The following is a 12,366-nucleotide window of genomic DNA, read 5'->3' as shown; positions in this document are numbered from 1 at the left end:
AATTTATTGTTTAATATATAAAAAAATAAAAAAAAAATGAAAAGTTTGTTCAGTAAATTAGAACAAGCTCATCAAGAGTATCCGTTTTACAGCCATTTATCATCGGCGTAACATTTTTCTCATCGAAAGGAAATACCCTTTCATCAATCAACCAAATCATTCGAAATAGGATAAGACATTATGAAAAACGTAAAAACCATCGCCGCTGCCATCGTACTTGCCACCGTTTCTTTTGGCGCTTCCGCTGCCGATTATATTTCTGCACAGCAGGCCAAACAGTTGGATAAAGTCGGTGTCGTTTCCGCGACAGCAAAAGACCTGGATTCCCTGCAAGCACAATTGGCTGAAAAAGCAGAAAAAGCGGGCGCCAAAGCGTTCACCGTCACCTCTGCCAGCGGTAATAACCTGCTGCACGGTACAGCGGTAATCTATAACTAATCCGTCTGTTATTACCCTCTTTCCCGGATTGCCCTATCATCAGGACAATCCGGTTTTTTTATTCTTCCGCAAAAAGTGTCTCAAAGCTGAGGCGTATATAACGGCGAATCCGATGCAAACAGCGGATCACTGGCAGGCGTCATCTTCCTGGATCTGAACAAAATGCCCATGAGAGACTTGCCGATAACCGCGTTCAGGATAGATAAAATCCGGCGGTCTCACCGGGCTTTTCAGCTCATCACTAAACACTGCGCGAACCGGCCTGATATCCGGATCGGGGGTAGGCACCGCTGCAATCAGGCGGCGAGTATAATCATGCTGCGGATTGCCAAAGATGGCGGCGCGTGGCCCGATCTCGACAATTTCCCCCAGATACATCACCGCGACACGATGGCTTATCCGCTCAACGACCGCCATATCATGGGAAATAAACAGGAAAGACAGCCCCAGTTGCTGTTGTAAATCCAGCATCAGATTGATGACCTGAGCCTTAACGGAAACATCCAGTGCCGAAACCGACTCATCGGCGATGATGATTTTCGGCTCCAGCGCCAGCGCTCTGGCGATACATACCCGCTGACGCTGCCCGCCGGAAAACTGATGCGGGAAACGATCAGCCATCCAGCCTGGTAAACCAACCTGCTCCAGCAGCGCACTGACCCGTGCATGAACGTCTTGCGCACTGACCAGCCCATGAACCAGCATCGGTTCGGCAATGGCATCCCCCACCCGCACTCTTGGATTCAGGCTTTCATAAGGGTCTTGAAACACCATCTGAATCTGCCGCCGACGATCAAACAGGTCATGTTTATCCGCTGTGAGAATATCCTGCCCTTGAAGCAGAATTTCCCCGCTGGCCGCTTCAGCCAGACGAATGATTGACCGGCCAGTGGTGGATTTCCCACAGCCCGATTCCCCCACCAAAGAGAGCGTTTCACCGGGCCACAGGTCGAAAGAGACATTTTCTACCGCGTGCACCCGTCCGGTTAGCCGCCGGAAAAAGCCGGACCGGATATCGAAGCGGGTGACCAGCTTTTTCACTTCCAGTATCGGTTTATCGCCGCACACCGTATTTATCGTTGCCGCAATCGGTTGCGGTTCGCCCGTCTGATGATCCACCAGCGGAAAACGCTGCGGCCATTCGGCGTCCGACATCGATCCCAGCCTGGGTACGGCGGACAGTAACATGCGGGTGTAAGGGTGTTTAGGATGATGAAAAATTTCTCTGGTGGCGGCGTTTTCAACCAGTTCGCCCTGATACATGACTAAGGTGCGATCGGCGACTTCGGCCACCACGCCCATATCATGGGTAATAAACAATACCGACATCCCTTCCTCTTCCTGAAGGGTTTTAATCAAAGCCAGTATCTGCGCCTGAATGGTCACATCCAGCGCCGTGGTCGGTTCATCGGCAATCAATAGTTGTGGATTACAGGCCAGCGCAATGGCGATCACCACCCGCTGCCGCATCCCGCCGGAAAAACTTTGCGGATACTCATTTAACCGTGATTTGGCGCCGGGAATACGCACTTTCTCCAGCAGACGAATCGCCTCCGCCCGCGCCTGCGCGTTGTCCATTCCCCGATGCTGACGCAGCATTTCGGTAATCTGATAACCAATCGGCAACACCGGATTGAGGCTGGTCATCGGCTCCTGAAAAATCATCCCGATGCGGTTGCCGCGTACATTGCGCATTTCTTTGGGCGACAGGGACAACAGTTCAGCGCCGCCAAAATGAATCTCTCCGCTTATCTGGCTTTGTCCGGCGGGCAGCAGGCGCATGATGGATTTCGCCATCACGCTTTTCCCCGAACCGGACTCCCCCACCACGGCGACGGTCTCTTGCTCACCAATGGTAAAAGACAGGTCGCGCACCACATTCAGCCATTCACCCTTCACCTGAAAGGCGGTGGTCAGATGTGATACGGACATAATCGGCGGCGTCATGGTTTACCCCTTAGTTCCTGGGATTGAGGATATCGCGCAGCGCATCCCCAACCAGATTGATCGCCACAATCAGCAGCAACAGCGTCATCCCTGGGAAAAAACTGATCCAATAATCGCCCGACATCAGGTATTCAAAACCGTTGGCAATCAGTAACCCCAGCGACGGTTCCGTCACCGGTAGACCGATGCCCAGAAAAGAGAGCGTCGCCTCCAGCATGATGGCGTAAGCAATGCGCATCGTCGCCACCACAATTAGCGGCGCCAGGCAATTCGGCAGAATATGGCAAAACAGAATCCGCCGATTGGATAAGGCCATGCTGCGGGCGGCATCCACATAGCTTCGGCGCCGTTCGACCAGCGCCGAACCACGGATGGTTCGTGCGTAGTAAGCCCATTGGGTCACCACCAGCGCCAGAATAATCTTATCGACGCCCTGCCCCAGTACCGCCAGCAGGATCAACGCAATCAGGATCGGCGGAAAGCTGAGTTGAATATCGACGATGCGCATAACCACCGCGTCCGTTTTCCCACCGGCATAGGCGCTAATCAGCCCCAGCGAAGCGCCAATCAGCAGGGCAACTACCGCGCTGGAAAAACCGACCAGTAAACTGATGCGGGTGCCGTAGAGAATGGCGCTGAACAGATCGCGCCCCTGATCGTCGGTGCCAAGCCAATAGGTTATGCCGCTGAGGCCGCCGGAACCCGGCGGCAGTCGCCCGTCCATAATATCGAGCTGCATAAGATCGTAAGGATTTTGTGGTGAAATAATCGGGGCAAGCAGCGCCAGCAGAATAAAAATGGCCAGCATGATCAGGCCGCACAGCGCCAGCCTCTCTTTGATGAGCGCCGTCAGCACCCGGGCGAAAGCCGGGCGGCTTTTCTCCGGCCCCGCCGCACGCTGATGTACCGAATTGGCAGACATCAGTTATTCCCTCCCAGCCGGACACGTGGGTCAACCAGCACATACAACAGATCGACGAGCAGGTTAATCACGCTGAACATCACCACGGTAATCATCAGGTAGGCCAGAATGACCGGCCTATCCAGCACGGCAATAGAATCGATAATCAGCTTACCCATGCCAGGCCAGGCGTAAATCGTTTCCGTTACCACCGCAAACGCAATGAGCGAACCTAACTCCAGACCGATCACGGTAATCAGCGGGATCAGGGTGTTGCGTAATACATGCACCAGCACAATCCGGGTTTCCGATAGCCCTTTCGACCGGGCAAACTGTACATAATCCTGTTGCAGACACTCCATCACTCCTGCCCGCATCAGGCGGATAATCAGGGAGATTTTAAACAGCGCAAGGTTGAAGGCGGGTAAGATCAGGTGTTCAAGGCCGTCTTTGGTTAGGAAACTGAAGGGAATACCGAACAAATCCCCGGTATGCCCGCGCCCCGACGCCGGCAACAGCCCCAGTTTGACGCTGAACAACATGATCATCACCAGGCCAATCCAGAAGGTCGGCAAACTAAAACCAAAGATGGAAAACGTCATAATCGACTTTGATACGGCACTGTCTGGCCGCAGACCGGCATAGATACCAAGCGGCATCCCCAAAACCAGCGCGATAACAAACGCCGTCATCGCCAATTCCAGCGTGGCGGGCATACGCTGGAAAATCAGCGTCAGGGCGGGCTGGTTAAAAATAAAGGATTTCCCCATGTCGCCCTGTAAGGCATTCAAGACGAACAACCCATACTGTTCCCAGACGGGTTTATCCAAACCGAATGACTGGATCACCGCCAGCCTTTCCGCCGGTGTCGCCGTTGCCCCCAGCAACATATCCACCGGGTTGCCAACCAGATAAACTCCCACAAACACCAGCACCGACATGACGATCAACGTCAACAACGTCTGCCCGATACGGCCTAGCAGGTAGGCAATCATCAGCTTTCCTCGGCACCATAGCGACTCAGGTAGTCAGCAAGCAGGGACAGGAAGCCCTGCTCATCAATATTCCGCATAACCAGCGCATTCGCTGGCTGATCAAGCTTATTATAAAAATCAGCAAATACGTAACCCGCCGTGCGGCCAGCAACCTCCACGCCCACATTGGCCAATACCCCGGTGAACAAGGCAGGGTTAAGTAACCACGCCACCACGGTGGCATCATGAACCGGGCCGCCTTCACGGCCAAAGCGCGCAACTTCATTGCGGTCAAACCGGCGCAACAGCGCCGCCAGCGCGATGCCTGGCGCACCGCTGCGACGTTCAAGCTCATCAATCTGTTCTGCCTGAATGAGCGCCTGAAAGGTCATATCCAGCGGCATAATCACGACGGGAACGCCGGAAGAAAAAACAATCTCCGCCGCTTGAGGATCGGCATAAACGTTAAAATCCGCCCAGGGAACACGGTTGCCCAATGCGCTAAAGGCGCCGCTCATGGTGACAATCCGCCTGATACCACCGGCGACATCAGGGTGGTGACGCAGCGCCAACGCCAGGTTGGTCATCGGCCCCAGCGCACAAAGAGTAATCGGGTTATTGTCAGCGGCGGCCTGGCGCGCCATACGCACCAGAAAATCGACCGCATGTTCCTGCTGCGGGCGAAAAGACGAATCAGGCACCAGTTCATGCGAGAATGCGCCGATATGCGCGTATTTACCGTATACCTGATCGCGCACCAGCGGCCCCGCCACCCCGGCGTAAACCGGCACATCCATTCTGCCGGTCAAACCCACCACCTTGCAGGCATTAACCAGCGCGTCACCAAGCGGCACATTGCCGGCCACCACCGTGATGCCCAGAATGTCCAACTCCGGCGCTGCCAGCGCCAGCCAGATGGCAACCGCATCATCCACGCCGGGATCGGTATCAATAATAATGCGCGCTTTAACCATGTCAGGCTTTCTCTTCATAGCGGCTCAGGAGGTCGGAAAACAGATCAAAAACCCGTGCGGCGTCTACCTTTGTCACTACATCCACATTGGCCGGCCTGTCGGTTTTCCCGTACCAGTCAGCGACGGTCTGCCCCATGCAAAGCTCACTTTCATACTCAATGTAGACTCGCGCTTTTTCGGTTTTAAAGCAGTCCGGCGCCAGTACCCAGGCAATCACCAGCGGATCGTGCAACGGCCCGCCGCGGGAACCGTAACGGCGGATATCATTACGATCCCAGAACGCCATCATTTCCCCCAGCGGGGCAGAAATCCGACCGGAAAGCGCAATGAAGCGCGCAACATGCTCAGGCGTCAGAATCACCTGATGCGAGGCATCCAACGGCAAGCCCACCATCGTCAGCGATGAGGAGAACACCACATGTGCCGCATGGGGGTCGGCCAGCATATTGAACTCCGACGTCAGGCTGCGGTTACCGGCCTCCCGGTAAGCGCCGCCCATCATCACGACTCTCTCGATGCCATTGGCAATTGAGGGTTTCATGGTCAGCGCCGTCGCCAGATTGGTTAACGGCCCCAGCATACACAGCGTGACGGGTTTACCGATTGCGGCGGCTTTGTCACATTGTTCAATGATAAAGCTCACCGCATGATGAGGCTCGGCCTGCTTTTGCGGCGCAGGTAAAACCGTGTCGCCCAACCCGCTTTTGCCATGAAACTGACCATGAATCGGCGCCCGGAACAGAGGACGATGACAACCCGCATAGACGGGAATATCCGTGCGTTTCCCCAGTTCGGTAATCTGCAAGGCGTTATAAACCGTGCGCTCCAGCGGTTGATTGCCGCAAACCGCGCAAATACCCAGAATATCCAGTTCAGGCGAGACAAACGCGCTCAATAGCGCGATGGCATCATCAATACCCGGATCGCAATCAATAATAATCGGTACAGCACTCATCCGATGATGGTTCCTTTTTTGTTATTTTTGCTGTGCGTTATAACACGCTGACAGACGCCAACACCTCGGCTTCTCTTTGACGGATTTATTGCGCTGAACGGACAAAGTACGGCAGCGTATAGGCATCTGAACGCCCCACATAGCTATACTGCTTTTTCATCGCCCAGGTGTTGGACAGGAACATCACCGGGATCACCCCCAGATCGTTCATGCCGATGTTCATTGCCTCAGCCAATAGCTTTTCCCGCTGCGCGCTATCCAGCGTGGAACGGGCTTCATTCAACGTTTTATCAAAAAGAGGATTGGAGTAGCGCCCACGATTACCCTGCCCGGCATGGGGGCCAAAGGTTTCCAGCAATGGCCCAAGCACGCCAGACGCTTCCCCGGTTTCAATGGCGGCGCCGCCCATGATCAAACTGAATTCGAGGCGAGAAGCGCGTGAGAAATATACGCTTCCCGGCATCGTAACCACTTCGGTTTTGATGCCGATGCGGGTAAACATTTGGCCAATGGCCTGGGCAATTTTGGAATCATTGGGATAACGATCGTTGGAGGCATGAAAGGTCAGCGTAAAGCCGTTGGGGTAGCCCGCAGCGGCCAGTTCCTGTTTGGCTTTCTCCGGGTTGTAAACCGGCGCGGGAATGGCCGCGGAATACCCGAAATACCCTTTCGGCACAAGCTGGGAGGCCGGGGTGGCCTGCCCGTCCATAACTCGCTCCACGATTGCCTGACGATTAAGCGCTAAAGACATCGCCTGGCGAACGTCTTTTTTTAGTAATGGATTTTTGCCATCAGGGCCTTTTGCGAACGGTGACTCGTCTCTTTGTTGGTCCATATGCAGATAAATAATACGATTCCCTGGTGTTGAAATCGTTTGTAACTGACTATTCTTTTCAATATTACGGCTGTCGGCTGTTGGAACGTTTTCAATCATGTCCACATCACCGGAAAGTATTGCTGCTACACGTGCGCTGCTGTTTTTGAATACGCGGAGGGTGACATTATCCCACTCCGCTTTTTCTCCCCAATAACCGTCATTACGCTGAAGGACGACCCGATCATCCGGCACCCAGGAAACAAACTTAAAGGGGCCGGTGCCAATAACGTCTTTCCCGGTGTTGAGCGCGTCGGTCGGCACATTTTCCAGACGAGCGGGTAAAATGGAAACCCGGCTTAAATTATTTAATAACAACGGTGATGGCGCTTTAGTAATAATCTGAATCGTTAACGGGCTAATCTGTTTTACTTCAGCGATATCACTTACGTAAGGCGCATAAGAGCTAGGGCTGTTCTTCGACGCCAACGCAATACGCTTTATACTGGCAATCACATCTTTGGCGGTAAAGTCACTGCCATCATGAAACTTAACGCCTGGGCGTAATTGGAATTCCCAGGTTTTATCATCAATAATTCTCCACGATGTCGCCAAAGCAGGCGAAATTTGCTGTTTTTCATCCTGAACAATCAAACTGTCGAAAATATTACGCGCCATAGCGCTATTGGCGCCCCCCACATAAAACTGCGGGTCCATTGACGTTGTGGATGAAGCCAGACCAATATTCAGATCGGCGCTATAAACCAAAGACGAAGATGAAAATAAAATAGTAAAACATAATGCCCGTGTTGATTTTTTCATTCATTAAATCCTCTATTCCGTGAAAGATTTATGAAGTGTATTAAATATTATGTTCCTGAGTCTATGCGCTAAACTGGATAAATAAAAATTGCATTTTGTGTTAGATTGATAACAAAATATTATGTTTCGGGGGGGCAATATGCGCATCAATCCTCGTCAGGTTGAAGCATTTCACAAAGTCATTCTTACTGGCGGGATCACGGCTGCCGCCAACATGATGTACATTACCCAGCCAGCGGTGAGCCGGCTAATCCGGGATTTTGAAGACGCCCTCAACCTGAAACTGTTTGATCGGGATGGGCGCGGCCTTATCCCCCGCGCCGAAGCAATGAAACTTTACCGGGAAGTCGAGCGTCTCTATTTGGGGCTGGATCACATCGCCTTTATTGCTGATGAAATTCGTCACGCCAAAGGCAGCGTATTGCGTATTGCATCGGTTCAGGCGCTATCGTTGCTCTGCTCAGAGAAAATGCTCCCCTCTCTCATCGACAAATATCCTGATATCGCTCTGTTTCTGGATATAGAGAGCACCAGCCATATCACCGATGCCATTACTGCAAACCAGTATGACGTAGGCTTTATTTTCGGTCAGATGGGAAGTAAAGGTCTGGAAGCCGAAACACTGGCTGATGCCAGCGTCGTTGCCGTATTGTCGATGACGCATCCTCTTGCGGGAGCAGAGCAGATTACCCTTACCGACTTAACCCGTTACCGCCCCATTCTTCCGGGCAGAACCACGCCGTTACGGGCGCAAATCGATATATCGATCAGAAAAGAACTGGGCTATTTACACAACCCGATTGAAACCTCGATGGCTAACTGCTGTGTACTGGCGGCAAAAAATATCGGTATTGGCGTGGTGGATTTCATTACGGCATTAAATAGCCCATCTCCTGTTATTGTTAAACCTTTTTATCCCGATATAAAAATGGCCTATTGCGCAGTTTACCCGCCACAAATTCCCAAAAGCCAGTTGATTAATCACATCACTCTGATGATGAAAGAAAAAATAATTGATTGTTTGGCATTAAAATGAATCCAGCTATTTCAGCATTATTTGCGGTTATTTAGATACGTTACTGCAAAATATACACATTAAAAATAAATAGCAGGAAAATAATCGCCAGCAATAGCGGGTTAACATTGCCCCCCCAGATTAGCGAGGCGAGATCGATTATCAGGCATTAAGGACAAATTTTTCAATCGCATAAGCCACGCCATCTTCCATATTGGTTTTGGTGACGAACTGGCTGGCCGCTTTAACCTCATCGGTGGCATTGCCCATTGCCACGCCCAGCCCGGCATAATGAATCATCGCCAGATCGTTCTCCTGATCGCCCAGCGCCATGACGCTTTCACGGGGAATGTTGAGGTGCTCGGCCAGCATTTTCACCCCCTCACCTTTATTGACCCGCTTATCCAGAATTTCCAGATAATATTTAGCGCTCTTCATGATGGTATAATTCTTAAAGGCTTCCGGCGGGATCTGGCTGATAGCCCGATCCAATACCGGCGGCTCATCAATCATCATCACTTTCGGGAACGTCAGGCGGCGATCCATCTCTTCCACCGTTCGGTACTTCAACGGCATTCCGGTCAAATGCGACTCATGAACGGTGTAAGCGCTGATGTCTTTATTCGCGGTGTAGACAAAATTGAAATCCAGGGCGTGAAAATGGACATTGAGTTTACGCGACATCGCCTCGAAATAGAGATAATCGTCAAAGTTGAGCGTGGTTTGCGCCACACAATCACCATTCACAGTACGCTGCACCAGCGCCCCGTTGTTAGTGACGCAATAGCAGCCTTCCTGCTGTAAATCCAGCTCCATCAGATAACGCGACACACCAATAAACGGACGACCGGTGGCCAATACCACCTGTACGCCTTTTACTCTTGCGGCGGCGATAGCGGTTTTTACTGCGGGTGAAATTTGATTTTGGGGCGTTAACAGCGTTCCATCCATATCAATTGCAATGAGTTTAATAGACATAATTTTTCCAGCAGCACATGATTTTTTCCATGCTAACGCTATTCAGCGGCGAAGGGTCATGGTTTTGTAAAAAAAACCAGCCCACGGCGGGGCTGGCTGAATTGGCTGATAACGCCGTCCTATCAGATATCGATGTTCGCTGCTTTCAAGGCATTCTCTTCAATAAATGCACGACGAGGCTCTACGGCATCGCCCATCAAGGTGGTAAACAGCTCATCGGCGGCGATAGCATCTTTGACCGTGACGCGCAGCATACGGCGGCTGGTCGGATCCATCGTGGTTTCCCACAGTTGATCCGGGTTCATTTCACCCAATCCTTTATAACGTTGGATTGCCAGACCACGACGGGATTCCTTCACCAACCACTCCAGCGCCTGTTCGAAGCTGGCAACGGGTTGGCGGCGCTCACCACGTTCAATGTAAGCATCCTCTTCAATCAGATCGCGCAATTTTTCACCCAACTGATTGATTTTACGATACTCGCCACCGGTAACGAAGCTGAAGTCCAGTTGGTAATCCGTATCTACGCCATGTGTCCGCACACGCAAAGCGGGTTCATAGATCTGCCGCTCCTGATTGTCGTGGATCACAAAGCTGTAAGCGCTGCCATGCTGCTCCCGCTCGCTCAGGCGAGTGACCAGCGTTTCCATCCAGTGCTGCACATGGGCCAGGTCGCTCAAATCAGCTTCAGCCAGCGTTGGCTGGTAGATTAAACCGTTCAGCAATGCCCGCGGGAAACGGCGCTCCATACGGCCAATGGTCTTCTGGACGGCGTAGTGTTCAGCCACCAGTTTTTCCAGCGGTTCACCGGCCAATGCAGGCGCCTGCGCATTGGTATGCAGTGTCGCCCCATCCAGCGCAAGCGTAATCTGGTACTGATCCATAGACTCATCATCTTTGATGTACTGTTCCTGCTTGCCTTTCTTCACTTTATACAGCGGCGGCTGCGCGATATAGACGTGCCCACGCTCAACAATTTCCGGCATCTGACGATAGAAGAACGTCAGCAGCAGAGTACGAATGTGAGAACCATCGACGTCGGCATCGGTCATGATGATGATGCTGTGATAGCGCAGTTTGTCCGGGTTGTATTCATCCCGGCCAATGCCGCAACCCAGCGCGGTAATCAGCGTTGCCACTTCCTGTGAAGAGAGCATTTTGTCAAAACGCGCTTTCTCGACGTTGAGGATCTTGCCTTTCAGCGGCAGAATCGCCTGATTCTTGCGGTTACGCCCCTGCTTGGCAGAGCCGCCCGCCGAGTCCCCTTCCACCAGATACAGTTCAGACAAGGCCGGATCGCGTTCCTGACAATCCGCCAGCTTACCCGGCAGACCAGCCAGATCGAGTGCGCCTTTTCGGCGGGTCATGTCACGCGCTTTACGCGCCGCTTCACGGGCACGGGCCGCATCAATAATTTTGCCGACCACGATTTTGGCGTCCGACGGGTTTTCCATCAGATAGTCCACCAGCTTCTCATTCATCAGCGATTCAACGGCGGTTTTCACTTCTGACGACACCAGTTTATCTTTGGTCTGCGAAGAGAACTTCGGATCGGGCACTTTAACGGAAACCACGGCAATCAGGCCTTCACGCGCATCGTCGCCGGTGGCGCTGATCTTGGCTTTCTTGCTGTAACCCTCTTTATCCATATAGGTGTTCAGGGTACGAGTCATCGCGGCGCGGAAACCGGCCAGGTGCGTACCGCCGTCACGCTGCGGGATGTTGTTGGTAAAGCAGTAAATATTTTCCTGGAAGCCGTCATTCCACTGCAACGCCACTTCAACGCCGATACCCTCTTTCACTGTGGAAAAATAGAATACCGTCGGGTGGATAGGCGTCTTGTTTCTGTTGAGGTAATCGACAAAGGCTTTGATACCGCCTTCGTAGTGAAAATGGTCGGATTTATCTTTTTCGCGCTCATCAAACAAGCGGATAGAAACGCCCGAGTTTAGGAACGACAGCTCACGCAGACGTTTGGCCAGAATGTCATACTGAAATTCCGTCTGGTTGGTGAACGTTTCATAGCTCGGCCAGAAACGCACCGTGGTGCCGGTTTTTTCTGTCTCGTCCACCACTTTCAGCGGCGCCTGCGCCACACCGTGGCGATAAGTTTGCTCGTGAACTTTACCTTCACGGTGAACCACCAGCTCCAGCTTTTCCGACAGGGCATTAACCACGGAAATCCCCACGCCGTGCAAACCGCCGGAAACCTTGTACGAGTTATCATCAAACTTGCCGCCGGCATGTAGCACCGTCATGATCACTTCTGCCGCGGATATCCCTTCTTCGTGAATACCGGTAGGGATACCACGGCCATCATCCTGTACCGAGACTGAGTTATCAGCATGGATAGTGATGACAATGTCTTTACAATAGCCAGCAAGCGCTTCGTCGATAGCGTTGTCCACAACCTCGAATACCATGTGATGCAGACCAGTACCATCATCCGTATCACCGATGTACATACCTGGGCGTTTACGTACCGCATCCAGCCCTTTCAATACCTTGATACTTGAGGAGTCATAAGAATTCGACATCAACGTTTCCC

General features: G+C 52.3%; 10 protein-coding genes. 2 read left to right on the top strand and 8 right to left on the bottom strand.

Annotated features, from left to right (window positions below; genetic code table 11):
* Window positions 1-180: 180 nt before the first annotated feature.
* On the top strand, window positions 181-438 hold the full coding sequence (gene bhsA / locus BIY29_RS17125) for a multiple stress resistance protein BhsA (RefSeq protein ID WP_121576268.1): 258 nt from the start codon (window positions 181-183) through the stop codon (window positions 436-438).
* Between the two features lie 126 nt (window positions 439-564).
* On the opposite strand, the gene BIY29_RS17120 is transcribed toward bhsA, so the two are convergent.
* The 6 genes from BIY29_RS17120 to BIY29_RS17095 form a co-directional block, all read right to left on the bottom strand.
* Window positions 565-2,385, bottom strand: coding sequence for an ABC transporter ATP-binding protein (locus BIY29_RS17120; protein ID WP_121576267.1), 1,821 nt, complete (start codon window positions 2,383-2,385; stop codon window positions 565-567).
* Window positions 2,386-2,395: 10 nt separating this feature from the next.
* Window positions 2,396-3,307 carry an ABC transporter permease gene (locus BIY29_RS17115; RefSeq protein WP_121576266.1) on the bottom strand — a complete coding sequence of 304 codons (912 nt, stop codon included), beginning with the start codon at window positions 3,305-3,307 and terminating at the stop codon, window positions 2,396-2,398.
* Window positions 3,307-4,281: an ABC transporter permease gene (locus tag BIY29_RS17110; RefSeq protein WP_121576265.1), complete on the bottom strand. Its 975-nt coding sequence runs from the start codon at window positions 4,279-4,281 to the stop codon at window positions 3,307-3,309. The genes BIY29_RS17115 and BIY29_RS17110 overlap by 1 nt, the downstream gene beginning before the upstream one ends.
* Window positions 4,281-5,234, bottom strand: coding sequence for a nucleoside hydrolase (locus tag BIY29_RS17105; RefSeq protein WP_121576264.1), 954 nt, complete (start codon window positions 5,232-5,234; stop codon window positions 4,281-4,283). The genes BIY29_RS17110 and BIY29_RS17105 overlap by 1 nt, the downstream gene beginning before the upstream one ends.
* 1 nt (window position 5,235) lies before the next feature.
* Window positions 5,236-6,189: a nucleoside hydrolase gene (locus tag BIY29_RS17100; protein WP_121576263.1), complete on the bottom strand. Its 954-nt coding sequence runs from the start codon at window positions 6,187-6,189 to the stop codon at window positions 5,236-5,238.
* A gap of 85 nt (window positions 6,190-6,274) precedes the next feature.
* Window positions 6,275-7,825: an ABC transporter substrate-binding protein gene (locus BIY29_RS17095; protein WP_121576262.1), complete on the bottom strand. Its 1,551-nt coding sequence runs from the start codon at window positions 7,823-7,825 to the stop codon at window positions 6,275-6,277.
* 139 nt (window positions 7,826-7,964) lie between these two features.
* Between BIY29_RS17095 and BIY29_RS17090 the strand changes: the two genes are divergently transcribed.
* Window positions 7,965-8,861 (top strand): LysR family transcriptional regulator, encoded by an 897-nt coding sequence (locus BIY29_RS17090; RefSeq protein ID WP_121576261.1) that lies wholly within the window; start codon window positions 7,965-7,967, stop codon window positions 8,859-8,861.
* Window positions 8,862-9,002: 141 nt separating this feature from the next.
* Here BIY29_RS17090 and yidA read toward each other — a convergent pair whose 3' ends face one another.
* Window positions 9,003-9,818 (bottom strand): sugar-phosphatase, encoded by an 816-nt coding sequence (gene yidA, locus BIY29_RS17085; protein ID WP_121576260.1) that lies wholly within the window; start codon window positions 9,816-9,818, stop codon window positions 9,003-9,005.
* Window positions 9,819-9,940: 122 nt separating this feature from the next.
* Complete coding sequence (gene gyrB / locus BIY29_RS17080; protein WP_121576259.1) at window positions 9,941-12,355, bottom strand: DNA topoisomerase (ATP-hydrolyzing) subunit B; 2,415 nt, start codon at window positions 12,353-12,355, stop codon at window positions 9,941-9,943.
* Window positions 12,356-12,366 lie beyond the last annotated feature (11 nt).

The sequence above is a fragment of the Brenneria alni genome (genome assembly GCF_003666245.1).
Lineage (GTDB): Bacteria > Pseudomonadota > Gammaproteobacteria > Enterobacterales > Enterobacteriaceae > Brenneria > Brenneria alni.
Note: the sequence above shows the minus strand (reverse complement) of the source record. Positions and strands in the feature narration are given on the sequence as shown.

Excerpts from the sequence above, each read along its gene's own strand:
- bhsA (WP_121576268.1), top strand. The coding sequence starts at position 181 with ATGAAAAACGTAAAAACCATCGCCGCTGCCATCGTACTTGCCACCGTT.
- BIY29_RS17120 (WP_121576267.1), bottom strand. The coding sequence starts at position 2,385 with ATGACGCCGCCGATTATGTCCGTATCACATCTGACCACCGCCTTTCAG.
- BIY29_RS17115 (WP_121576266.1), bottom strand. The coding sequence starts at position 3,307 with ATGTCTGCCAATTCGGTACATCAGCGTGCGGCGGGGCCGGAGAAAAGC.
- BIY29_RS17110 (WP_121576265.1), bottom strand. The coding sequence starts at position 4,281 with ATGATTGCCTACCTGCTAGGCCGTATCGGGCAGACGTTGTTGACGTTG.
- BIY29_RS17105 (WP_121576264.1), bottom strand. The coding sequence starts at position 5,234 with ATGGTTAAAGCGCGCATTATTATTGATACCGATCCCGGCGTGGATGAT.
- BIY29_RS17100 (WP_121576263.1), bottom strand. The coding sequence starts at position 6,189 with ATGAGTGCTGTACCGATTATTATTGATTGCGATCCGGGTATTGATGAT.
- BIY29_RS17095 (WP_121576262.1), bottom strand. The coding sequence starts at position 7,825 with ATGAAAAAATCAACACGGGCATTATGTTTTACTATTTTATTTTCATCT.
- BIY29_RS17090 (WP_121576261.1), top strand. The coding sequence starts at position 7,965 with ATGCGCATCAATCCTCGTCAGGTTGAAGCATTTCACAAAGTCATTCTT.
- yidA (WP_121576260.1), bottom strand. The coding sequence starts at position 9,818 with ATGTCTATTAAACTCATTGCAATTGATATGGATGGAACGCTGTTAACG.
- gyrB (WP_121576259.1), bottom strand. The coding sequence starts at position 12,355 with ATGTCGAATTCTTATGACTCCTCAAGTATCAAGGTATTGAAAGGGCTG.